The following is a 23,512-nucleotide window of genomic DNA, read 5'->3' as shown; positions in this document are numbered from 1 at the left end:
GGATTACTTCAGAAAGCCCGGATTGTTGATTCGCAACCGGGCCTCCGTCATGCCCTTCAGAACCGATCTCAGTTCCGGATCATCGCCATCGAGCCGGCGGTCACGGAGGGCCCGGGCGAGGGTCTGCTCACCCTGTGAAGGGGCATCCGGTAACCGGTGTCCGGCCAGGAATTGCGACAGCGACCGGTCGGTGGCTTCCGGCTCACCCTGAGCCCGCTGCTCGATCTCCCGGATGGCCATGCCCATGGCGTTGGCGATCATCAGGGCCTGGTATTTCTGCTCCCCCGCCAGATCCGGTACCAGGGAATCCAGCAATACCTGGCGGGCCTCGGTCAGCAGGTCGCGGCTATCCGGCTCGTTGATCATTGCCCTTCCTCCAATTCCGGAATCTGGTTCAGCAGGTCGTATTCCATCTGGGCCACCATGCGCCCGGTCAGGGCCAGCTCCAGCGAGTGCTGTTCTCCGGACATATGCCGGCGTGCCTGTTGCAACGCGATCATCGCCCAGCGCACCAGCGCCATGACTTCCCAGTAGCTGACTGCAGCCGGATCGATGTCGGCGCCACTCACCTCCCGGTAACTGGCCAGAAGATCGTTTTTGTCGCCAACGCCACCGACTTCCCGGTCATCACCACCGAAGCGCCAGCTGCGGCAGCAGAGCCAGCCAAGGTCCTCGCAGGGATCACTCCAGGCGGCAAATTCCCAGTCCAGCACCGCGGTCAGCTCGTCACCATCTACCATGTAGTTTCCGGTGCGGAAATCGCAGTGGCACAGCGCCGTCGGGCCGGGTTCCGGCGCGTGATCCTCAAGCCAGTTCAGGGCCCATTCCAGCACCGGATGCGGTTCCCCGATTTCCTCCAGGTAGCGGCGGTACAGCGCCACCCGGCTCAGGGCCGGATTGTTCCCGGCCGGCAGTTCGAGAAAAGCCAGCGAATCCATCGGCGGCCGCACCGTGTGCAGCCGGGCCAGCTCGGCACCGAGCCGGCGCACGAGGTGCCGACGCTGATCCTCGGTGAGATCACCCTTGACCAGTTGGCGCGGTGAGGCGGTACCGGATGCCCGGCTCATGACATAAAAGATACGGCCGCTGATTTCGGCGTCCTCACACAGCCAGAGCGGCTCCGGAGCGGTAACTCCGGCGCCGAATGCGGCCTGCAACACCCGGAACTCCTCCGGCCGGGACAGACTCTCCGCCACCCCGGAGGGAGCGTCCTGCCGGACCACGAATTCCTGTCGGCCCGGCCGGTCGCCGCCGTCTAGCTCCAGGGTTAACCCGAAGTTGTCCTGAATGGCGCCCCCGGAGAGCTTGCTGAACTGGATGACTCGCGCGCTGCGGGCGCCGCTCTGCCGGACAACAAAATTGCTGAAGGTGTCGGCCAAGGCAGACATCAGGGCTTCACTCCCCAATGCCAGAAATCGGTGCGCTCCGACAGCAGCAGCTTCGAGAACACCATCTTGTGCACTTCCGAGGCACCATCCACCAGGCGGGCCTGGCGGGCATAGCGGTAGATCCATTCCAGCGGGGTGTCCTTGGAATAGCCCCGGGCGCCACAGAGCTGGATCGCCGTATCGACGGCCTTATGCAGGGTATCCGCCACCGCAACCTTGGCCATGGACACTTCCTTGCGGGCAAAGTCGCCCTGATCGAGCTTCCAGGCGGCATGCATGGTCAGTAGCCGGCCGATCTGGATCTCCATGGCGGCCTCGCCCAGCAGCCACTGGACACCTTCACGCTGGGCCAGGGTCTGGCCGAAGGATTCGCGCTTCTCGACATAGTCGGTGGCGATTTCCAGGGAACGACGGGCCAGGCCCAGCCAGCGCATGCAGTGGGTCAGGCGCGCAGTGCCCAGACGGATCTGGGTCACCTTGAGGCCGTCGCCCACCTCCATCAGCCGGTTCTCGTCGGGAATCTCCAGGCCGTCAAAACGGATCTCGCAATGGCCACCGTGTTCCTCCGGCCCCATGATCGGAATGCGGCGGACCACTTCCCAGCCCGGATCGTCCTTGTGGAACATGAAGGCGCTCAGGCCCTTGCGGGTATCGTCGGAGGTTCGGGCAATCAAAATGAAATGGGACGCCTCTCCGGCCCCGGTGATGTAATGCTTGTGACCATGGATCACCCAGCGGTCGCCCTTGCGGGTAGCGGTGGTCTGCATCATGCCGGGGTCCGACCCGCAGCCGGGAGCTGGCTCGGTCATGGCGAAGGACGACCGGACCCGGCCCTCGACGATGGGCTTGAGCCAGCGCTCCTGCTGGGCCTCGGTAGCCACCTTGGCCAACACGATCATGTTGCCGTCATCGGGCGCTGCGGAGTTGAACACCACCGGCCCGAAGATGGACCGGTTCATTTCCTCATAGCAGGCCGCCATGCCGGAGATATCCAGTCCCTGGCCACCGAGGTGCTCAGGAATCTGCAGGCACCACAGGCCCTGCTGCCTGGCCTTGGCGCGCATCTGCTCCAGATATTCCGGCGCAATGTTCTCATGCTCGTCGTAGGCGTCCGGGTTCTGCTCCAGCGGTAACAGTTCCTGTTCCACAAAGTCCCGGATTCGTGTGCGGTACGACTCGTTCCTGGGGTTCAGATTGAAGTCCACAGCCTGCTCCTTACAGCGAGGATTGAAGATGGCCGCCATCCACCACGAGGGTGCTGCCGGTCATGTAGTCGGAAAGGTCCGAGGCCAGCAGCAGCAATGGCCCGCTCAGATCCCCCGCCTGGCCGAGGCGGCGCTGGGGGATCCGGCGAATCATTTTCTGGCCGGGCTCGGTCGCGAAGAAATCACGGTTAAGATCGGTCTCTATGTAGCCGGGAGCCAGGGCATTGACGCGAATACCATAACGGGCCCATTCCAGCGCCAGTGCCCGGGTCAGCTGCTCGACACCGGCCTTGGCCGCCGCGTAGGGCGCCACGTTGCCGGCCACCCGATGGCCCAGGATGGAAGAAATCATGATGATGCTGCCGCCCCGGTTGATGGCGGACAGACGGCGGGCGGCCTCATTGGCCACCAGCCAGCAGCCCTTCAGGTTGGTGTCGACCACCTGGTCCCAGTCGGAGCCGGTATGGTCCAGGGCCTTTTTGCTGGTGGCGACGCCGGCATTGGAAACCACCACATCCGGAATGCCGACGTCATCGGCCATGGTGTCGAAGGCTTCGGTGACACTCGTCTCGTCGGTGACATCCATGGTGACCACATGGATCCGACCGGCATGCTCGGGAAAATCGCTTTTGAGAGATTCCAGCGCCTCGCGGCGGCGGCCACTGACGATGACCGTGGCGCCGGCTTCGAGCAGGCACCGGGTAAAGCTGTGGCCCAGGCCGCCAGCGGCGCCGGTGACCAGTGCGGTCTTGCCGCCAACGTGCAGGGACCAGTCTCTATTGCCAGGGTTCGTGTTATTGGAATTGTTCATATCTCGACCTCCGGAACCCAAAAATAGAACGAGCGCTCGAAATATTCAAGAGGCAAAATGAAAAAATCCAACCGATTGCGGGATTGGTCGGGCGAGCCAATTCTTTAACTGGCAGGGTAGAGTGGGGGGGGGCGACGTGGCTGCTTCAGGCTGCAGCCGGTAAATCTGGCGGGTCGATCGGAACTGAACTGTTTTCAGGGAGCAGGCAGGGATGCAGTCATGCAGCCTGCCTGCTCATATGGAGGCGATTTCGGTTACTGCACGGACGATTCCGTAGTGCCGGCCTGGGACACTGTGGTACCGGTGGGTGGACGGTAATGCAGGGAGTAAATGACCCGATCCAGCACCGACTGGCCATTCCAGGCGGGGTCCGTATTGATCATGCCGACGACCGCCCAGGTAGTGTTCGTTTCATCCCGGGTAAAGCCCGCAATCGAACGGACATCTTCCAGAAAACCGGTCTTGATCCGGCCCTGGCCATCGAGGCCGGTGTTGCGCAGGCGGCGGGCCATGGTTCCGTCCATGGCGATCAGCGGCATGGAGGCCATCAGGTCGGCGCCATAGGGGCTCTCCCAGGCGTGCTGCAGAATCTGCACGCCCTGGCGGGCAGTAATCCTGCCGTGGCGGGTCAATCCTGCGCCGTTATCGATCACCATGCCGGCGGTATTGATGCCTTTGGCTTCCAGCCATTGATAGATGGCGCGGATGCCGGTAACCCGGTCGTCGTCATCGTCGGCGGCACGGGTTTCGGCGCCAATGGTCAGCAGCAGCTGGCGAGCCATGACGTTGCTGCTCCACTTGTTGATGTCCCGCACCATGGTGACCAGGTCCGGCGAAGTGGTCCGCAGGATCAGTCGGGCATCCTCCGGCGTGGTATCAGTGCGGTCCTGCCCGGCAATGGTAATGTTCATGTCGGTCAACAAACTGCGGATCAGCGAGGCCGTGTACTGCTCATGGGGCAGCAGTGACATATACGCTGTGGTGCGACAACCCTGGGGCAGTTCGCCACTGACCCTTACCGTTACCCGGTTATCATCGTGAAACACCGGCTGCCAGGTAAAGCTGCGGCGTGACGGGCATGGCCCTTCGGGCAGCGCGGTTACCCGGTTATCCAGTACCACTTCGGTCAGGGCCGGGGTGGTCCAGGCCTGGGTGCCCCGTTCGTCAGCCCGGACCTGGAAGTGCAGCAGGTTCAGGTTGGTCAGATAGGCGGAGGGCTCCACCAGGAAGGGGCGATAGGGGTTGTCGCCGTTATCCTCGAACTTCGGGAGCCCCCCTGACAGGCGGAAATAGCTGCCATCAAGCACCAGGTCTCCGGTAACGGCACTGATGCCCATGCCGCGGAGTTCGCCCAGCAGGCCCCACAGGCGCTCATGGGTCAGTTTGGGGTCGCCGCCAAGTTTCACATAGAGATTGCCGTCCAGGGTGTCGCCCCGAACCTCGCCGTCCATGTAAAAGCTGGTGTTCCAGTGATGGGTCGGCCCGAGAATCTCCAGGGCCGCGTAGGTGGTCACCAGCTTCATGATGGAGCCGGGACTCATCAGGGTATCGGCATTGATGAACTGTTCAATCCCCGGGCCATTCAGCGGCACTGCCGCCAGGCTGAGGGCATTCTCATCCTTCAGGGACTTCAGCGCGTAATCGCGGATTTCGTTGCTCCACACCCGGAAATTGCCGTCGGACCGGTCGCCGGGTTCGGCCGCGGGGGCAGGGGCAATGTTCAGGACCAGGGCAGTCGCCACTACAGCCTGCATAAGGCTGACGCTGCGCCGGTTATTCTGTTTTTTTGTGGTCTGGTGCAAGACCGGTGCTTGGCGCGGCATAGTACAGGGCTCAAATGAGTTCTCAGTGGGTTAACAATAGCCCATCTTTCCCGGTTGTTCTATGTGGGCAAGCTCTACATGACGTTAAAAAATGCCAGTAGGGTTATGGTTTAGTTTGCTTTTTTGTGACAGCTTGTAAGTGCTCCATGGAAATCATGAAGTTAGACTGGTCATTTTCGGCCAACCGATCTGACGGAGTCATCGGTGGCGCTGCGGTCATGGCATCTTCCCGCCAAAAGGCGTCTCCTGTTCCGGTACCCGAGCGTCTTTCCAACAACAACCAGAAGGAGAGCCTGATGATTGGTATCCCCATTGGTCTGCTGACCGCCAACGCTGTGGAATGGGTTTTCCACAAACAAGTGCTGCATGGCCTGGGCCGCAACCGCGACAGTTTCTGGGCCTTTCACTGGCACGATCATCACCGCAGTGTTCGCAAGAACGGTTTTCTCGACGAGGATTACCGTCAGCCGCCCCTGACCTGGAATGCCCAGACCAAGGAAGTGGCCGCCCTGGTCGCCGGTGCTGCAGCGGTGACCCCGCTGTTGCCGGTGGCACCGTTCTTCGTCGGTACTCTCTATTACTGTGCCTGGAATTATTACCGGGTGCACAGGAAGTCACACCTGGATCCCCAGTGGGCCCGGGAGCATTTGCCCTGGCACTACGATCACCATATGGGGCGGAACCCCAACGCTAACTGGTGCGTTACCAGGCCCTGGTTTGACAACCTTATGGGGACCCGGGAGCCAATGGAAAGTCGCCAGCCGGCGTCATAATACCGACGTTTGCGATACCCGCGGCCGGCCCGGCAAGGCCGGCTCTGAACCACTGAAGAAGGTCTTGTCCATGCCCAATGTTGTTACCCATAACCTGAATGTCCTCGGTTCCGTGGCCACCTCGTCCCTGACGGCGTGGCGCGGGTGCCTGGTGGTTCAGCAGGCGGTCCAGCCGGAAAAACCGATCCTTCTGTATGACATCGAGGCGTGCCCGTTCTGCCGCCGGGTGCGTGAGGCGCTTACCGCACTGAATCTGGATGTGGAGATCCGCCCTTGTCCGAAAGGTGGGCGTCGCTTCCGTGCCGAAGCGGAGGCGCTGGGTGGCAAGCAGCAGTTCCCGCTGCTGGTCGACCAGAATACCGATACGGTCATGTATGAGTCGGCAGCCATTGTCGACTACCTGTTCAGCCAGTACGCCGGTCGCCCGGTGCCCCGCTATTATCGCGCCCGGAGCTACCAGCCGGTGCTGGGCTCTGCGGCATCCGCCGCCAGTGGCCTGCGCGGTATGCGGGCGCGGCAGGGCAGGGTGCCGGAACAGGCCCTGGAGTTGTGGAGTTTTGAGGGCAGCCCGTTTTCCCGCCTGGTGCGGGAAAAGCTGTGTGAACTGGAGATCCCCTACACGCTGCACAACCTCGGCAAGGAACACTGGAGCGAAGTCGGCCCGGCCAGGCAGCGCATCAAACCGGGGCCCTATACGCCGATTCCCGGCGGCAAGCGCGATGCCTTCTTCCAGCAGCACCGGCGGGTGCAGGTGCCCTATCTGGAAGACCCGAATACCGGGCAGGGCCTGTTCGAGTCTGCCCGCATTCTCGACTACCTCGAGCAGCAGTACGCGGTTTAGTCCCAGACCGGGGCGAAGGACGGATTGGCGAGGCGTTCGCCGCGATCAAGGGCATCGATTGCGGCAATTTCCTCTGCGGTCAGACGGATTTTCAGTGCATCCAGGTTGGCCTTCTGGTGCTGGGGCCGGGTCGAGGAGGGAATGGGAACTATCCCGCGACTGACCACCCACGCCAGGGCAATCTGCGCGGGTGACGCGTTGCGTTCCGCGGCTATGCGTTGCAAGGTCTCGTCCTCCATCACCCGGCCGACCGCCAGTGGCATGTAGCCGGTGACCTGCATGCCCAGCTGCTGGGCATGCCCGACCACCTTGCGATTGGCCAGGAACGGATGCACCTCCACCTGGTTGGTGAGGATCGGGCTGTTGCCGAGAATGTCCCGCGCCCGGTCCATCTGGTCACAGGTAAAGTTGGACAGGCCAATGTGCTCGGTCAGGCCCTCGCGCTGGGCATTGCGCAGGGCACCAAGATAGTCTTCCATGGGTACTTCGTCACCGGGTGAAGGCCAGTGGATCAGCGTCAGGTCCACATGATCGGTTTTCAGCCTGGCCAGGCTGTCGTGCAGGCTGTGGATGAGGTCGTCAGGCTGCAGATGGGTGTGCCAGATCTTGGTGGTGACAAAGATTTCCCGCCTTGGAATGCCGCTGGAGGTGATGCCATCGCCCACTTCCGCTTCATTGCCGTACATCTGGGCGGTATCAATATGACGGTAACCCAGGGAGAGGGCACTTTTGACGGCATCCCGGGCGTCATTGCCCTGCAGCCGGAAGGTGCCCATACCGATCTGCGGAAGTGTCTCGAATGACATAGCGTCCTCCTTTGCTGAACCCTCAAAAAAAGTTCTGACTGTTATGTGGTGGCCCTGTGCTGGCTCTTCAAGTGGGCCGCGGGTATCATGCGGCCTGCACAAAAACCGGATGACAAGGGGCGAACCGTGCTGACAGGACACTGCCTGTGTGGTGATATCAAGTTCGAATACGACGGTCCGCTCGGGCCGATTTCACTGTGCCATTGCAGCCAGTGTCGCCGCGCTTCCGGCAGTGCCTTTGCTGCCAGCGCCCCGGTCCAGACGGTCCGTTTCCGTTATCTGGCCGGCGAGGAGCTGGTCCGGGAGTACGAATCCCGCCCCGGCAAGTTCCGCGGTTTCTGTCCCCGCTGTGGCAGCCAGCTATACAGCCGGGTGGATGCCATTCCCGGTATCCTGCGGCTGCGGGTTGGTGCCATCAATGAGCCGCTGGGCAAAGGGCCGGCGTCCCACGACTATGTTGCCTCGGGGTCGGACTGGTTCGCCATTACCGATAATATCCCCCGATTCGATAAAACCCGGCGCACCAACGATCCCCACTGAACGCTCCCGGGTACACGGTTACTCTGCCGGCACCAGCCGGTAAACCTTGCCCTGCGGTGCATCCGTCAGCAGCCAGAGCATACCGTCCGGGCCCATGCGAACATCACGGATCCGGGCGCCGAGATCTGTCAGCAGGTCCTCCTCTTCGGTTACCTCGCCATCGTCGATAGTTAGCCGGACCAGCTTCTGCATTTTCAGCGCGCCGACAAACAGGTCGCCCTGCCAACCGGGAAAATGCTCTCCGGTATAGAACGCCATTCCCGACGGCGCAATCGAGGGATCCCAGTAGTGCAGGGGCTGGGCCATGCCTTCTTTCTTCACCCGATTGGTAATTGGCAGACCGGAGTAGTCAATGCCGTAGGTGATTTCCGGCCAGCCATAATTGATGCCGGAACGGATGATGTTGATCTCGTCGCCACCTCGCGGGCCATGCTCATGGCTCCAGATTTCACCGCTGACCGGGTGCCGGACCATGCCCTGGATGTTGCGGTTGCCCCAGCTGTAAAACGTGTCATTTGCTCCGGCCTTGCCAACAAACGGGTTGCCCGGAGCGGGTTTGCCATCCACCGTTATCCGGTGCACACCGCCGGCGTCATCCTCCAGATCCTGCGCCCGGTCCATTTCCCCGCGGTCACCGACCGCCACGTAGAGTAATCCGTCGCGGTCAAACACCATGCGGCCGGCAAAGTGGCGGGAGGTGTTGCCACGCGGGGCCGCTTCGAAGATGACCGTGACCTCCTCCAGGCGAGTGCCATTCAGGGTTGCCCGCGCAACCCGCGTGGTCATGCCGTCACGGTTCCGGTGAGCGTAGCTGAGAAACAGCGTGTTGTTGTCGGTGAACTGCGGATGCAGCACGACATCCAGCAGGCCACCCTGGCCCGACACCACCAGTTCCGGCAGCCCGGTCACCGGGGCCTCTTGCAGGGAACCGTTCTGGATCACCCGCAGGCGCCCCGCGCGCTCGGTGACCAGCTGCCGACCGTCGGGCAGGAAGGCAATGCTCCAGGGATGCTCCAGTCCGCTGGCGACCGTTTCCAGGCGAAAACTGGCTTTGTCCGACTGCCAGGTTTCCGGTGCGGACCATGCCATAGAACTGACCGTGATGAGCCCGAGGATGACGGTTGTCTGCATGAATGTCCTGATGATCCTGGTCATCGGCGGTCTCCTGTTCCCTGTATTCACGGAGTGTCCATCAGCATAGCACCGGGGAGCAGCTCCCGCTGTCGGAACACCTGAATTTTGGTGTTGAGATGCTGTCAGGTATTTTAAATTAGAATGATTCGCATTAAGATATCGGGGATTCGATGGAGCTATCTCTAGCTAACCCAGTTTTACCTGACCCGTTTGTACCTGACCATTTGTTCCTGACCCAGGTATGACTAACCCCTGTATGACGGAGTGTAAGATGTCCCCAACCCCGCGAGCCCGGTTTCGCCGCAGTGCCCTGGTGTCTGCAATCGCCCTTGCTTCCCTGCCGGCTGCAGTGCTGGCCCAGCAAGCCGAACCCACATTGCTGGATGCCATCCAGGTCTCGGCCGAGCGTGACGAGCCGGCATCGGAATCTACCGGCAGTTACAGCGCCGGCACCACCAGCACAGCCCTGAAACTGAACCTGGGCCACCGGGAAACCCCCCAGTCGGTTTCGGTGATTACCCGCAAGCAGATGGACGACTTTGGCGAAGTGGACGTCAACGACGTGCTGGAAGGGACAACCGGTGTCACTGTGGAATCGGTGGAAACCGACCGTACCTACTACACCTCCCGCGGCTTTGATATCAACAACTTTCAGTACGACGGCGTGGGTCTGCCTGCGGTCTACGACAATGTACAGGGTGACCTCGACACCGCCTTCTATGACCGGATCGAAGTCCTGCGGGGTGCCAACGGCCTGATGACCGGCACCGGGAATCCGTCCGCGACCATCAATTTTATTCGCAAGCGCCCCACCGCAGAGACCCGGGCGGCGGTTGCGGTCACCGGCGGTTCCTGGGATAACCGCCGGGTGGTTGGCGACCTGTCCGGTTCGCTGACCGACTCGGGCAAGGTGCGCGGACGGGTGGTGGCAGGTTACCAGGAGCGGGATTCCTGGCTGGACCGCTACAGCCAGCAAAAACAGATGTTCTACGGCGTACTCGAGGCTGACCTGACGGCCAGCACCCTGCTTGCCCTGGGTCATGCCACCCAGACGTCCGATACCGACAGCCCGCTGTGGGGGGCCTTGCCCCTGTTTCATACCGATGGCACCGCGACCGGTTACAGCCGCTCGACCAGTACCTCGGCGGATTGGTCCTACTGGGATAACGTGCAACACAACAGCTTTGTGGAACTGACCCAGCGCCTCGGCGGTGGCTGGCAGGTGAAGGGTTCGGTACTGCGCCTGGAAAATGACAGCAATTCGGAACTGTTCTACCAGTTTGGCACCCCGGATCCGCAAACCGGTGAAGGTCTGATGGCCTACCCCAGCCAGTATGACCTGAATACCGAACAGTACGTGGCTGACCTGTCCGCCAGTGGCCCGTTCCGTCTGGCCGGCCGCATCCACGAGCTGGTGGTGGGAGCCTCCCGGGCCCGTTCGGAAACCGTGGACGAGTCCCGCTACGGGCAGGGGATCGGTGATCCGCTACCGCCGCTGGATGAGTGGACCGGCGATTACCCGCGTCCGGTATTCGATAACGGTACCGCCGGCTCGGACTGGACCGACCGGGAAACCAGCACCTACGCGGCCGCACGCTGGACGCTGACTGACCGCCTGACCGCCATCACCGGCATTCGCCTGGCCTGGCTGGATAGCACAGGCACCAGTTATGGAGCGAGCAAGGCAACCAGCTACGACGCTGAGGAGACACCGTACGCCGGACTGGTCTACGACCTCAATGACAACCATTCCGTCTATGCCAGTTACAGCGAGATTTTCACCCCGCAAACCGAAGTGGACATCAACCGTGACCGTCTCGATCCCATCGAGGGTGCCAACTACGAACTCGGCCTGAAAGGTGAATACCTGGATGATCGCCTCAGGTCCACGGTGGCGCTGTTCCGCACCCGGCAGGACAACCTGGCGGAAGCCGCCGGCACCTTCGAAAACGGCGTGGATACCTATTATCGTGGCGTGGAAGGCATCACCAGTGAAGGGGTGGAGCTGGAGCTGGCTGGCGAAGTGAGTGATTCAGTCCAGCTGTTTGCCGGCTACACATGGATCAACATCGAGGATGCCGATGGCCATTCCGCCAAGTCTTTCATTCCCGAGCATCTCGCCCAGCTGCGGGGAATCTGGAAGGTGCCGGGCGTTAACGGTCTGGAGCTGGGCAGCCAGCTGCGCTGGCAGTCGGCGATCAGCCAGGTGCAGGGCGTGGCGACTACCGGAGCGAATGCCGGCCAGAGCATCGTGACCGAGCAGGACAGCTATGCGGTGCTGGACCTGATGGCCAGTTACGATTTCGCCCGCAACTGGAATGCAACGCTCAACGTAAACAATGTGACCGACGAGAAGTACATCGAGAGCCTGAAGAAGTTCGGTGCTTCGGCACAGGGCTTCTACGGTGAGCCGGCCAGCGCCAACCTGACCGTAAGCTGGGTGTACTGAGCCGCGCCAGGTATCGGGGAGCCGGCTTGCGGCTCCCCACTGATCATCCTTCAACAACCGTGCAGCAACAGGGAGCAGGAACCGTGACACCGGAGCATGAAATCATTGAAGGTATCAAGCTGGCGGCCGGCGCCGGCCTGTTCATTCTGCTGGCGACCACTGCCCTGGTGTGGCTGGTGCCCGGCGTGCCGGCGTGATTGCGCCCAGGCGTTCCTTGCGGTAGACCCCGCAGGTCCCGCAATAGCCCCCCTGCGGAAGCTGGTACTTCAGACAGCAGCCGCGGCGCTGGGGAATTCCGAATGTCCTGCCGTCGAATCTGGCGGGAATCCAGTCAATAAACCTTGCCGCATCACAATCGAAAGCCTCCAGCCACTCGCTTGCCAGGGCACAGAGTGCCGCTGGCGGCGCCTTGTCGTACAACGCCGAAAAGGGCATGCCCAGCCCGAGGCCCACACTGCTCCAGTAGGCACCGGGGCTGACGCCAAACGCCTGGCGGAACACCGGATACCAGCGGTTGGCGTGGTCGGCCATGGTGGTGAGAAAGCTGTCTGCGTCGAGCTCCGTCGCGGTTTCCCGCCAATGCCAGCGATGATCGCCACCGGCGGGCAGCAGGAAAATATCGGCGGCCGTCAGCGCCGGCGCTTTGCCATCCAGCATCAGCCGCAGTGAGAGGGGGGCAATGACATCCAGGGCAAGTGCCTGCTGCAGTACTGAGAGTCGTGCCCTCAGTTCCCTGGGGTTGGGGTTCCCGCCCGCTTCGCCGGACACTTGTGCCACCAGGTGATCGGGCGTCGTCAGGCAGTGCTGGAGTGTCAGGGTGTCCGGAGTCCGGTGAACGCCGTGCAGCCGGTAGCTCCGGCGGATCTCGTCGCTGGCGGCACCCGCCAGTTCCCGCAGCGCAGACCAGCGTTGCGGCCAGCCACGCCCCTCGGTCTGCACGGCTGGCTGCCTTTCAGCGACGGCCATGGCGGCTCAGTCCCCAGAGGAAGTACAGCCCGCCGACCAGCGCCGCCAGCAGGCCCGCGGGCAACTGGTTGGGGTATAGCACGACCCGGGCCAGGTAATCAGCAAGGGCGAGCAGGGCTGCGCCGGCCAGTGCCGCGGTGACCAGTTGCCGGCCGACCGTTTGCTGGCCCATTACCCGGGCCAGATGAGGCGCCATCAGACCGACAAAACTGAGGGGACCGATAACAACGGTAGCTGCAGCGGTCAGCACGGCGGCCAGCACCAGCAACAGGATTCGTGCCCGTTGCACATTGAGTCCCAGTGACGATGCCGGAGTCTCACCCAGGGGCAGCAGCGTCAGGGCGCGCACCGCGAGGGTGGTGACGGCAATCAGTACCGTCATCACCGCCGCCAGGGCCAGCGCCTCGGACTCCGATACCAGCCAGGTGGAGCCGTACATCCAGTTCAGCAACTGCGCGGCCACGGTTCCGCCCGAGGCCATGACCAGTCGCAATCCGGCATCCATAAATACATACAGTGCAACTCCGCCCAGCAACAGCTGGTTGCCGGCAAAGCGGTGGCGACGGGCCAGCAGCATCAGCAGCATCAGTGCAGCAGCGGCACCCAGGGTGCCGGCCGCCAGCTGGCCGGCCCGGCCGACCTGGGCGCCCAGCAGCACCATGGCTACCATCACCAGTGCCGAGCCGCCGCTAATGCCGAGAACTTCCGGGCTCGCCATGACATTGCCGGTCATCCGCTGAATGATGGTACCGGCCAGGCCCAGTGCCACTCCGGCCGTTATGGCCGCCAGCAGCCGCGGTCCGCGCCAGTTCCAGGCGTCCGCCCAGTCTGCCGGGGGTGTCCAGCGCCAGCCTTCGATGCCCGGTGACCAGCCCATGGCGGCGATGATGGTGGTTAAAAGGACCAGCAGCAGTATGCCGGCGGCAACGCCTGTCGGCCGGCGACGGGGCACGAAGGAGGCCGGTCCGGAGGGCTCTCCGGGCATGTGATGGGTGTTGTTGACGCCGCGCAACGCCAGCAGAATGATCGGCCCGCCGATCAGCGCTGTGGTGGTTCCCGTAGGTACCAGCGAGCCATTGCCCCAGGTGGTCGCCCACTGCGCAAGGGTATCGGCAAGCAACAACAGGCCGCCGCCGAGCAGGGTGCTCCAGGCCAGCCGGCTGCGCAACGTGCGTGCGCCCAGCAGACGTGCCAGTACCGGTGCTGCCAGGCCAACGAAGGCAACGACGCCGACCCGGCTGACCACGGTTGCGCTCATCAACACCACGAGAAACAGGGCCAGCAACCGCAGGGCATCTACCCGGGCTCCCAGCCCGTGGGCAGACTCGGAACCCAGCTGCAGTAACTCGAGCGGTCGCATCAGCAACACCAGGGCAATACCCAGCACCAGCACCCGTGGCCATAACTCCAGGAACTGGGACCAGTTGTTCTGTACCAGTGATCCGGCCCCCCAGATAAACAGATTGCCCAGCCACTCGCCCTGCAGCAGCAGGAAGCCCATGTTCAGGGCGCCCATGAAGAAGGTGATGACCAGGCCGGCGAGAATCACGGTGACCGGGGAGAAGCCCAATCGCCAGGTCAGCGCAATGACCAGACCAATAGCCAGCAGGCCACCGGCGATGGCTGCAAGGTCCGGGCTGAATGCCAGCATTGCCGGCGCGTAGAGGGTGGCGAGTGTGACGCCAAACTGGCCGCCGGCCTCCACACCCAGGGTGGTGGGGGAGGCGATCGGGTTACCCAGCACCTGCTGGGTGACGGCACCGGCAAGGCCGAGACCACAGCCGATCAGGATGGCGACGGCAATCCGTGGCGCCCAGCTGAAGTGGGCCATCACCGACGCATAGTGGCTGCTGTCGTAGCTCCAGAACGCCGTTACGAGGGTGGTCAGGTTGGCCTGCGGCAGCATGGGCAGCGCACTGGTCGCCAGGGCCAGCAGCCACAGCAGCAACGTCGCCAGCGGTAAGCGGCGGGGCAGCCCCGGGGGCTGGCCTGTGGGGTGGCGGGTCGAGCGCTGGGCAGAGGTCGGGGCAGAGGCGCTGTCAGAGGTGCTGTCAGAGTTGCTGTCAGAGGTGCTGTGAGAGGTGCTAGCGAACATGGTTGCTGCCTCCGGCAAGCAGGGCGTCGGTGAGCAGAAGCGCGAGGCGCTTGACCGGGTAGAGACCGCCAAATGTCCACACCGGGTCGACCTGATAAACCTGCCGGTTCCGTACCGGCGGCAGGTGGCTCCAGAACGGGCTGTTCGCCAGGCTGTCAGCCAGCCCCGGCAGGGTGGGTGAAATCACCACAAGCCGGGCGTCCCGGTAAGGCGCGAGGGCGTCCAGGCCAATTACCGAAAAACCCCAGAAGTTGCCGTCATAAGGCCACACATTGTTCAGGCCCAGCGCTTCAATTGCTGTATCCAGCATGCCGTTCGGGGTATTTATCCGGACATGGCGAGGATCCAGAAAGCTGACCAGGGCAATGTCGTCGCCACTGTGCCCGGCGCGTTCGAGGCGGCTGCGCTGGGTGGCCAGGGTTTGCTCCACGTCCGCAATCACCGCTTCGGCCCGTGCCGTCTGGCCCAGCATGTCGCCGAGGGTGCGCAACATGTGGCGCGCCTGGCGGTAAGGGTCGTGACCTTCCTTGTAGACACTGATGACGTAGGTCGGGGCTATCCGGTTGAGCAGGTTTCCCGCCGGTGACATTTCACTGCTGGTGACAATCAGGTCGGGTTTCAGTTCGGCAATCGCCTCCAGGCTCGGTGCGGTGCGCGATCCCACGTTGTGAACCCCTTCCGGCAGCGCGGGTTCGTGCACCCAGTGGCTGTAGCCGTCCCGGTCGGCAATGCCGATCGGGGTAACACCCAGCAAGAGCAGGGCCTCGGTGGCGGCCCAGTTCAGGGCAACCACCCGCTTCGGGGTCGTCGCCAGGCTCACCGAACCGTTTTCGTGGACCCAGCTCCCGGCGTGGACCGGCGCCGCTGTCGCCATGGTTACCCCTGCCGCCAGCATCGTCACTGCCAGCAGCCCCAGCGTTATCCGGCCGCTGCCGGGTGTCGTCTGCCGCCTAGTGGACATAGGACACCCACTGGCCCGGAGACCGCTCCATGACCCCCATGGCGACGTCATAGATAGCCTCCAGAACCCCGCTGTTCATTATGTCGGCCGGCCGGCCATCGGCGATGATTTCGCCGGCCCGGAGTGCCACCAGGCGGTCGCAGAAGCGTGCGGCCAGGTCCACATCATGGAGCACCACAATGACGGTCAGGTCCCGTTCGGAAGCCAGCCGGTGAACGAGTCGCAGGGTTTCCACCTGGTGTTTTACATCCAGTGCGGAAATGGGCTCGTCCAGCAGCAGGCAACGAGTCTGCTGGGCCAGCAGCATGGCAATCCACGCCCTTTGGCGCTCGCCGCCGGACAGGGTATCCACCGAGCGGTAGGTAAACGGTGTCAGCCCGGTATCGGCAATGGCCTGACTGATCAGCGCGTCGTCTTCAGGGGTATAGCGACCCAGCGGCCCCCGCCAGGGATAGCGGCCAAGGGAAACCAGCTCCCTCACGGTCAGGCCATCGGTCGCGGGCGGGTGCTGGGGCAGGAAAGCCACCTGGCGAGCAAACTCCCGGCTGCCGGTGCGGCTTACCGGTAGGCCCTGCAAGGTGACGGTGCCGGCCGACGGCGTTATCTGGCGCGCCAATACCCGGAGCAGGGTGGACTTGCCGGAGCCATTGTGGCCGAGCAGGGCGGTCACTTCGCCTTCGGTAAAGCCAAGGCTGAGGTCTTCGAGGATGCGATTGCTGCCGATCGTAACGGCAAGATCGGCCACTTCAAGAAATGCTGGCATGCGGACTCCCGGCGGTCCCCGGAGGCAACGGGGCTGGGGTGGGCTTGGAAAGTCCGCAGAATAATCTAAATGCGAATCAGTATCAATGATGTTTTGGTGGTATCACCAGGCTTGTCCGGTCTGTACCCGCCACTGGGCGGCGTAGGGGCCATCCCGTTCCAGTAACTGCTCGTGGCTGCCTTGCTGGACGACCTTGCCATTTTCAATGACGGCAATGGTGTCCGCATCGACAATCGTGGACAGCCGGTGGGCGATCATGATGACCGTGCGGTTGTGGCCGATGCGTCGCAGCGAGCGCTGGATGGCGGCCTCGGTCTCGTTGTCCACGGCGCTGGTGGCTTCATCCAGTACCAGAATGGGTGGGTCCTTGAGCAGGGCGCGGGCCAGTGACAGGCGCTGACGCTGGCCGCCGGACAGGCGCACCCCGCGTTCGCCAACCTGGGTGTCCAGTCCTTGTGGCAGGGCTTCGATAAAGGACCAGGCCTCTGCCGTGCGTGCCGCGTCGATGATCTGCTGGTCACTGGCGGCAGGCCGGCCGTAAGCGAGGTTCTCCCGGATCGTGCCGTCGAACAGGTAGACATCCTGGCTCACCAGGCCAATGGCTTCGCGCAGGGATCTCAGGCTCACTTCGTGGATGGGCTGGCCGTCGATCAGGATGCGGCCCGCGTCTGGGTCGTAGAACCGCAGCAGCAGTTTGATCAGGGTGGATTTACCGGACCCGGTTGCTCCTACCAGGGCCAGGGTATTGCCCGCCGGCACGGCGAGGGAGATGCCATCAATGCCGGCACCGCTGGCCGGATAACGAAAGCTGACCCCGTCGAAGGTTACCTCACCACGTACCGGTCCTGGCAGGTGATTGCCCGGGTCATCCCGGACCTGCACCGGCTCGGCAAGCAGGTCGAGGATGCGCCGGGTACTGGCCATGGCCCGCTCGAACAGGTCAATGACTTCTGCCAGGCCGGTCAGCGGCCAGAGCAGGCGCTGGGTCAGGAACACCAGTACACCATAGGCACCCACGTTGAGAGCGCCGGACAGGGCCTGCATGCCGCCGACGATAAAGGTCGCCAGGAAGCCGGCCAGGATCGCCATACGGATCACCGGAATGAAGGCGGAGCTGATGCGGATCGCCTTGCGGTTGGCCTCGACGTAGGCCTCGCTGCTCGCTTTCAGGCGTTCGGCTTCCCGTTGCTCGGCGGTGAAACTCTTGATGGTGGCAATGCCGCCAAGGTTGTTCGACAACCGGCTGGACAGGTCGCCGACCTTTTCCCGTACGTCGGCATAGAGAGGGCCGGCCTTGCGCTGGAAGTAAAACGCGCCCCAGATGATCAGCGGAATCGGGGTGAACGCCAGCAGGGCGATCACCGGCGACAGCACAAAGAACACCGCGCCTACGGCAACCACGGTGACCAGAACCTGAATCATCGCGTTGGCGCCGCCATCAAGAAAGCGCTCCAGCTGGTTGACGTCGTCGTTCATGGTGGCCACCAGCTGGCCGGAGCTGCGGGCCTCGAAAAAGCTCATGTCGAGCTTCTGGGCATGCTCATAGGCGTCCTGGCGCAAGTCCGATTGCAGCCGCTGGGCGAGGTTGCGCCAGAGGATCTGGTAGAGGTACTCGAACAGGGATTCGCCGGCCCAGATAAAAAAGGTGAGTACGGCAAGGATCAGGATCTGTTCCCGGGCGGATTCGAAGCCCAGCGAGGCGACGAAGCTCTCTTCCTGGTTGACTACCACATCGATGGCGATACCGATGAGGATTTCGGGGGCAATATCGAACAGCTTGTTGATGACCGAGCAGGTGGCGGCCGCGATGATCTGGCGGCGGTAGCCTCGGGCATAGCGCAGCAGCCGGCCAAGGGCCGCGAAGCTGCTGGTGGTTTTGCTGATCGTGTGCTGGGTCATGTTGAGCTCCGCGAGCGCCGGAAAAGCGGCAAGGGTAGCGGATTTGGCTGGCGCTTAAAAGAGAATCATTATCAATGCATTGGTGGGAGGCTCAGGATCGTTTGATGTTGCGTTGCAGCCAGCGGTCGAGCTGGTCGGCAAATTCCTTGCGATCCCCCTGGGAGAAAGCGGACGGGCCGCCGGTCACCTGGCCGGCGTTGCGCATTTCTTCCATGAAGTTACGCATGGCAAGGCGCTGGCGAATATTCTCGTTGGTAAAGGCCTGGCCCCTCGGGTTGAACACGTCGGCGCCTTTTTCGATGGCCTCGGCAGCCAGGGGGATGTCCTGGGTGATGACCAGGTCGCCTTGGTGCATCTGGTCCATGATCTCATTGTCGGCGACATCAAATCCCTGGGGTACCTGCCGGCGGCGGATGTAAGGGCTGGGCGGCAGGCTGATGACGTGGTTGGCAATGAAGGTGGTTTGCACCTGCCAGCGTATGGCAGCACGGCAGAGGATTTCCCGGATGGGCACGGGGCAGGCGTCGGCGTCGACCCAGATCGGCATGAGGTTTTCCTTGGTTGGTGGCCTGGGGCAGAGTTTAACTGCTGTGGCAATACTGGCGATAGATCAGGGCAATATCATTGCTCTGATGGTATATAATCGTGCACTCATTCAGTTAACAGGAAATGATAATGTCCCAGCTTCCTCCCTGTCCGAAATGCAGTTCCGAGTATACCTACGAAGACGGTCCCAACCTTGTCTGCCCGGAATGCGGCCATGAATGGTCCGAGGCCGAGGCTGCCGAAGCGGCGGCGGGCAAGGTGATCCGGGATGCCAACGGTAACGAACTGCAGGATGGTGACACCGTCACGGTGATCAAGGACCTCAAGGTCAAGGGCTCCAGCCTCGTGGTCAAGGTCGGCACCAAGGTGAAGAATATCCGCCTGGTGGAAGGCGACCACGATATTGATTGCAAGATTGACGGCATCGGTGCTATGAAGCTGAAATCGGAGTTCGTGAAGAAGGCCTGATCAAATCAGTGTTTATCCGGGAGCGCTTGGAGGCAGTGAATGACTGAGAAGGGTCATGAGCGGGAAAATCAACCCGATCCCCAGACGGTAAAAAAACACGAGCTGCACCAGGAACTCCCGGTCGACTTTCCTGATCCGTTTTTCCGCGCACTTCACCGGATCATCCGGTTTGCGATTCGCGTGCTTGCGGTGCTCATGGTTGCGGTGATCCTGTGGGGGGTGGGTGATGTCATCTACATCATCTACGACCGACTGGTTACGCCGCCCTTCCTGCTCCTGAATATCAACGATATCTTCTACACGTTCGGCGCCTTCATGGCGGTGCTGATTGCGGTGGAAATCTTCATCAATATCCGGCTGTACCTTGGTACCAATGTCTTCCCGGTCCAGTTAGTGGTGGCAACGGCGCTGATGGCCATTGCCCGAAAGGTCATCGTGCTGGATTTCGATACGCTTACGCCGATGTACCTGATCGGGATTGCCGCGACAACACTGGCGCTGGGGATTACCTACTGGCTGCTCAGGCAGGGCAACCAGCAGCACGAATGGGATGACTGATACTGCGGGTTGTCCTGCCAGCGTTCGTTCCTGCCGCGAGTTGCGCGTGATTGATCATTCCCTCCCCATCGTCTAAACATTAGATAACGTGTCTTCGGGCACCCTGTGTATGTCCCGACAGCGTGTGACCCACGCTCACAATAAATCGACCAGCCCCGATGCTGACACCATGTCCGCCACAAGCGGACGGCAGCGCAGCAAGTGTTTCTACCAGAACGCGGGGTAAGGAGGATGGGATGAGACAACGCCACGAATTTCATGTGGACAGCACCCGCTATCTGGATAATCACGGCAAGCCCCTGGGGGATCTGCCGCCCCTGGCAGAGGACAGTGATCGTGTTCTCGCCGCCTACCGCAACATGGTGCTGACCCGCACCTTCGACGCCAAAGCCATCGCCCTGCAGCGTACCGGTAAATGCGGGACCTATCCCTCGGTGCTCGGGCACGAGGTCATTGGTACCGCGATTGGCCAGAGCATGGCGAAGACCGATGTGTTCGTGCCCTATTACCGGGATCAGGCGGCGCACATGCTGCGCGGAGTGAGCCTGAAGGAAATGCTGCTGTACTGGGGCGGCGACGAGCGGGGCAGTGCGAACTGGCCGGAGTGCCCGCAAGACCTGCCCATTTCAGTCCCCATTGCCACCCAGTGCTGTCACGCGGTCGGGGTGGCCTCGGCGTTCCGGATCCGCGGTGAAGACCGTGCCGTGGTCTGTTGTGTGGGGGACGGTGGTACATCGAAGGGCGACTTTCTGGAGAGTATCAACCTGGCCGGCGCCTGGCACCTGCCGGTAGTGTTTGTGGCCATCAACAATCAGTGGGCGATCTCGACGCCCCGCAGCCTGCAGACCGGGGCCGAGACCATTGCCCAGAAGGCGATCAGCGCGGGCCTGCCCGGCCACGTGGTTGATGGTAACGATTACTTTGCCACTTCGGAGGCGCTCGATAACGCGCTGGAGCGGGCCCGGGGCGGCAAGGGCGGAACCCTGATCGAAGCAGTCACCTACCGGCTGGGGGATCACACCACGGCGGATGATGCCACTCGCTATCGCACCGCAGAGGACCTCAAGCGCGCCTGGGAGAAGGATGGTATCAAGCGCCTGCAGAACTGGTTGCACGATAATGGCCACTGGAGTGCGGACAAGGAAAAGGCGCTGCAGGCCGAGGCCCGGGCCCTGGTTGACAAGGCCGTGGAGGAGTACCTGGCGACGGAAGCCGAGCCCCCCACCGCGATGCTGGACTCGCTGTTTGAAACCCTCCCGGTCGCCCTTCAGGGGCAACGCGAGCGAATTGCCAACAAGTACCGGGGAGGTGAGTCATGAGCAAGGCCGAGATGCGTGACGTAACCCTGGTCGAGGCGGTCAACATGGCCCTGGCCTGGGAGATGGAGCACGACGAGAACGTGGTCGTGCTGGGTGAGGATATAGCCACCAACGGCGGGGTATTCCGGGCGACCGTGGGGCTCAAGGAGCGTTTTGGTTTCAAGCGGGTGATGGACACGCCGCTGGCGGAGAATCTGATTGCCGGTACCGCCATCGGTATGGCGACCCAGGGCCTGCGGCCGGTCGCCGAATTCCAGTTCATGGGGTTCATCTATGCCGGAATGGAGCAGATCGTCAGCCATGCGGCGCGGATGCGCAACCGCACCCGGGGCCGGCTGCATTGTCCGATCGTCTATCGTGCGCCGTTCGGCGGCGGTATCCATGCTCCGGAGCATCACTCCGAAAGCACCGAGGCGCTGTTCGCCCACATTCCCGGTCTGCGGGTGGTGATTCCCAGCTCACCGCAACGTGCTTATGGCTTGTTACTGGCGGCCATTCGCAATAATGATCCGGTGATTTTTCTGGAGCCCAAGCGTATCTACCGGGCCGTCACCCAGACGGTTGCGGACAATGGCGAGGCCTTGCCGCTGGACAGCTGTTTCACCCTGCGGGAAGGGGACGATGTCACCCTGATCAGCTGGGGTGCGTCGATTCTGGAGACCCTGCAGGCCGCGGATCAGCTGGCGGAGCAGGGTATTACTGCCGAGGTTATCGACGTGGCCACCGTCAGTCCGCTGGACCGGGAAACCCTGCTGTGTTCGGTGGCCAAGACCGGCCGCGCAGTGATTGTCCACGAAGCCTGCCGTAACGGCGGCGTGGGGGCGGAGATTGCCGCTTCCATTGCCGAGGGTGCGTTCCTGGACCTGCAGGCCCCGGTGGTGCGGGTGACCGGCTACGACACCGTGATGCCGTATTACCGCAATGAACAGGCGTATCTGCCCGGCGTGGCAGACATTGTTGAAGCTGTGGAACAGGTGATTGCGCTATGAAGAACTTCAAACTGCCGGATCTGGGCGAGGGCCTGCCCGAAGCGGAAATTGTGGAGTGGCACGTCAAGGTCGGTGACACAGTTGCGGTGGACCAGGTCCTGGTCTCGGTGGAAACCGCCAAGGCGATTGTCGAGGTGCCGTCGCCGGAAGCAGGGACCATCGCCAGGCTGTATGGCGAGCCCGGTGACATCATCCACACCGGTGAACCCTTGCTGGCTTTCGAGGGGGAAGGGGATGACAGCGGCACGGTGGTCGGTGAGCTGAAAAAAGCCGATACCGGCAGCAGGCAGGACCAGTTTATTGTGGGCGCCGCCGCGTCCAGCAAGCGGGCGCGGGCCAATCGCGCGACGCCGGGGGTGAGGGCGCTGGCAGAGCGGCTCGGGGTGAGCCTGGAGCAGATCAAGGGCAGTGGCCCCGGCGGGCTGATTACCAACGATGACGTCCACCGCCAGGCCAGTCATCAGAAGGCGCTGGGCGATGCGGAACCGCTGCGCGGAACCCGCCGTACCATGGCCAGGAACATGGCCTTGTCCCATGCCCAGGTGGTGCCGGTGTCGATCTTCGAGGACGCCGACATCAATGACTGGAAACCGGGCACCGACATCACCATGCGCCTGGTTCAGGCCATCGGCCAGGCCTGTGAAGCGGCACCGGACATGAATTGCTGGTTTGATGGTGACAATCTCAGCCGCAGACTGCTGACAGAGGTTCATGTCGGCATCGCCGTGGACACCCCTGATGGTCTGTTTGTGCCGGTGTTACGGGATATCACCCACCGCTCCCTCAAGGACCTGCGCAAGGGGCTGGAAAACCTGCGCGAAGCGGTCCGTACCCGCAAGATTCCGCCCAAGGAAATGCAGGGGGCCACCATCACCCTGTCCAACTTCGGCACCCTGGCGGGCGAATACGCCAACCCGGTGGTCACGCCACCACAGGTGGCCATCGTTGGCGCGGGCCACATCCGCGACAAGGTGGTACCCCACGAAGGGGCTGCGACCATTCGTCGCATCCTGCCCCTGTCGCTGACCTTTGATCACCGCTCTGCTACCGGCGGCGAAGCCGCGCGGTTCATGGCCGCGCTGATCGCGGCGCTGGAGAAGCCCTAGGGTGGAGACAATCAGCGGCAGCCCCGAAGCGGGGCTCAAGGGTTGTCATCCATCAACTTAGCGGCAAAACTG

23 protein-coding genes are annotated in these 23,512 nt (G+C 62.6%); 10 read left to right on the top strand and 13 right to left on the bottom strand.

Features of this window, described 5'->3' with window-relative positions:
* Positions 1–3: 3 nt before the first annotated feature.
* The 5 genes from CLH61_RS10815 to dacB all read right to left on the bottom strand — a co-directional run bounded on the left by CLH61_RS10815 (position 4) and on the right by dacB (position 5,158).
* Entirely contained in the window at positions 4–366 is a 363-nt protein-coding gene (locus tag CLH61_RS10815) for a DUF6285 domain-containing protein (protein WP_099614752.1), read from the bottom strand.
* Positions 363–1,388: a phosphotransferase family protein gene (locus CLH61_RS10810; RefSeq protein WP_099614751.1), complete on the bottom strand. Its 1,026-nt coding sequence runs from the start codon at positions 1,386–1,388 to the stop codon at positions 363–365. Before CLH61_RS10810 ends, CLH61_RS10815 begins: the two co-directional genes overlap by 4 nt.
* Positions 1,388–2,593, bottom strand: a complete 1,206-nt coding sequence (locus tag CLH61_RS10805; protein ID WP_099614750.1) for an acyl-CoA dehydrogenase family protein — start codon at positions 2,591–2,593, stop codon at positions 1,388–1,390. Before CLH61_RS10805 ends, CLH61_RS10810 begins: the two co-directional genes overlap by 1 nt.
* A 10-nt stretch (positions 2,594–2,603) precedes the next feature.
* Complete coding sequence (locus tag CLH61_RS10800) at positions 2,604–3,404, bottom strand: SDR family NAD(P)-dependent oxidoreductase (protein WP_099614749.1); 801 nt, start codon at positions 3,402–3,404, stop codon at positions 2,604–2,606.
* A 254-nt stretch (positions 3,405–3,658) separates the two neighbouring features.
* A complete protein-coding gene (gene dacB / locus CLH61_RS10795; RefSeq protein ID WP_099614748.1) occupies positions 3,659–5,158 on the bottom strand; it encodes a D-alanyl-D-alanine carboxypeptidase/D-alanyl-D-alanine endopeptidase in 1,500 nt (499 codons plus the stop codon).
* Between the two features lie 287 nt (positions 5,159–5,445).
* Here dacB and CLH61_RS10790 point away from each other — a divergent pair, with 287 nt between their 5' ends.
* Both CLH61_RS10790 and CLH61_RS10785 read left to right on the top strand, forming a co-directional pair.
* Entirely contained in the window at positions 5,446–6,000 is a 555-nt protein-coding gene (locus CLH61_RS10790) for a sterol desaturase family protein (protein ID WP_228152617.1), read from the top strand.
* A 70-nt stretch (positions 6,001–6,070) separates the two neighbouring features.
* Positions 6,071–6,841, top strand: a complete 771-nt coding sequence (locus CLH61_RS10785) for a glutathione S-transferase N-terminal domain-containing protein (RefSeq protein WP_099614746.1) — start codon at positions 6,071–6,073, stop codon at positions 6,839–6,841.
* Here the strand turns inward: CLH61_RS10785 and dkgB are convergent.
* Positions 6,838–7,647: a 2,5-didehydrogluconate reductase DkgB gene (dkgB, locus tag CLH61_RS10780; protein ID WP_099614745.1), complete on the bottom strand. Its 810-nt coding sequence runs from the start codon at positions 7,645–7,647 to the stop codon at positions 6,838–6,840. The genes CLH61_RS10785 and dkgB overlap by 4 nt on opposite strands.
* A 126-nt stretch (positions 7,648–7,773) precedes the next feature.
* Between dkgB and CLH61_RS10775 the strand changes: the two genes are divergently transcribed.
* A complete protein-coding gene (locus tag CLH61_RS10775) occupies positions 7,774–8,187 on the top strand; it encodes a GFA family protein (protein WP_099614973.1) in 414 nt (137 codons plus the stop codon).
* 18 nt (positions 8,188–8,205) lie between these two features.
* Here CLH61_RS10775 and CLH61_RS10770 read toward each other — a convergent pair whose 3' ends face one another.
* Positions 8,206–9,276: a PQQ-dependent sugar dehydrogenase gene (locus CLH61_RS10770; RefSeq protein WP_099614972.1), complete on the bottom strand. Its 1,071-nt coding sequence runs from the start codon at positions 9,274–9,276 to the stop codon at positions 8,206–8,208.
* Positions 9,277–9,592: 316 nt separating this feature from the next.
* On the opposite strand from CLH61_RS10770, the gene CLH61_RS10765 reads away from it, so the two are divergent.
* Both CLH61_RS10765 and CLH61_RS18395 read left to right on the top strand, forming a co-directional pair.
* Positions 9,593–11,770: a TonB-dependent siderophore receptor gene (locus CLH61_RS10765; RefSeq protein WP_099614744.1), complete on the top strand. Its 2,178-nt coding sequence runs from the start codon at positions 9,593–9,595 to the stop codon at positions 11,768–11,770.
* Between the two features lie 26 nt (positions 11,771–11,796).
* A complete protein-coding gene (locus tag CLH61_RS18395) occupies positions 11,797–11,967 on the top strand; it encodes a hypothetical protein (RefSeq protein ID WP_155522955.1) in 171 nt (56 codons plus the stop codon).
* Here the strand turns inward: CLH61_RS18395 and CLH61_RS10760 are convergent.
* The 6 genes from CLH61_RS10760 to CLH61_RS10735 form a co-directional block, all read right to left on the bottom strand.
* Positions 11,912–12,736 (bottom strand): (2Fe-2S)-binding protein, encoded by an 825-nt coding sequence (locus CLH61_RS10760; RefSeq protein ID WP_099614743.1) that lies wholly within the window; start codon positions 12,734–12,736, stop codon positions 11,912–11,914. The genes CLH61_RS18395 and CLH61_RS10760 overlap by 56 nt on opposite strands.
* Positions 12,723–14,831 (bottom strand): Fe(3+)-hydroxamate ABC transporter permease FhuB, encoded by a 2,109-nt coding sequence (gene fhuB / locus CLH61_RS10755; RefSeq protein WP_099614742.1) that lies wholly within the window; start codon positions 14,829–14,831, stop codon positions 12,723–12,725. Before fhuB ends, CLH61_RS10760 begins: the two co-directional genes overlap by 14 nt.
* Entirely contained in the window at positions 14,821–15,792 is a 972-nt protein-coding gene (locus CLH61_RS10750) for an iron-siderophore ABC transporter substrate-binding protein (protein ID WP_228152615.1), read from the bottom strand. Before CLH61_RS10750 ends, fhuB begins: the two co-directional genes overlap by 11 nt.
* On the bottom strand, positions 15,782–16,555 hold the full coding sequence (locus CLH61_RS10745) for an ABC transporter ATP-binding protein (protein WP_099614740.1): 774 nt from the start codon (positions 16,553–16,555) through the stop codon (positions 15,782–15,784). The genes CLH61_RS10750 and CLH61_RS10745 overlap by 11 nt, the downstream gene beginning before the upstream one ends.
* A 102-nt stretch (positions 16,556–16,657) precedes the next feature.
* Positions 16,658–18,454, bottom strand: coding sequence for an ABC transporter ATP-binding protein (locus tag CLH61_RS10740; protein ID WP_099614739.1), 1,797 nt, complete (start codon positions 18,452–18,454; stop codon positions 16,658–16,660).
* A 91-nt stretch (positions 18,455–18,545) separates the two neighbouring features.
* A complete protein-coding gene (locus CLH61_RS10735; protein WP_099614738.1) occupies positions 18,546–19,001 on the bottom strand; it encodes a YaiI/YqxD family protein in 456 nt (151 codons plus the stop codon).
* A gap of 128 nt (positions 19,002–19,129) precedes the next feature.
* Between CLH61_RS10735 and CLH61_RS10730 the strand changes: the two genes are divergently transcribed.
* The 5 genes from CLH61_RS10730 (at position 19,130) to CLH61_RS10710 (ending at position 23,440) form a co-directional block, all read left to right on the top strand.
* Complete coding sequence (locus CLH61_RS10730; protein WP_099614737.1) at positions 19,130–19,468, top strand: zinc ribbon domain-containing protein YjdM; 339 nt, start codon at positions 19,130–19,132, stop codon at positions 19,466–19,468.
* A 39-nt stretch (positions 19,469–19,507) separates the two neighbouring features.
* On the top strand, positions 19,508–20,026 hold the full coding sequence (locus CLH61_RS10725; protein ID WP_099614736.1) for a phosphate-starvation-inducible PsiE family protein: 519 nt from the start codon (positions 19,508–19,510) through the stop codon (positions 20,024–20,026).
* A gap of 236 nt (positions 20,027–20,262) precedes the next feature.
* Positions 20,263–21,345: a pyruvate dehydrogenase (acetyl-transferring) E1 component subunit alpha gene (pdhA, locus tag CLH61_RS10720; RefSeq protein WP_099614735.1), complete on the top strand. Its 1,083-nt coding sequence runs from the start codon at positions 20,263–20,265 to the stop codon at positions 21,343–21,345.
* Positions 21,342–22,334 (top strand): alpha-ketoacid dehydrogenase subunit beta, encoded by a 993-nt coding sequence (locus CLH61_RS10715; protein ID WP_273166401.1) that lies wholly within the window; start codon positions 21,342–21,344, stop codon positions 22,332–22,334. The genes pdhA and CLH61_RS10715 overlap by 4 nt, the downstream gene beginning before the upstream one ends.
* On the top strand, positions 22,331–23,440 hold the full coding sequence (locus tag CLH61_RS10710; RefSeq protein WP_099614734.1) for a dihydrolipoamide acetyltransferase family protein: 1,110 nt from the start codon (positions 22,331–22,333) through the stop codon (positions 23,438–23,440). Before CLH61_RS10715 ends, CLH61_RS10710 begins: the two co-directional genes overlap by 4 nt.
* Positions 23,441–23,512 lie beyond the last annotated feature (72 nt).

Source organism: Marinobacter profundi, assembly GCF_002744715.1.
Lineage (GTDB): Bacteria > Pseudomonadota > Gammaproteobacteria > Pseudomonadales > Oleiphilaceae > Marinobacter > Marinobacter profundi.
This window is presented reverse-complemented; position numbering and strand designations above follow the sequence as displayed.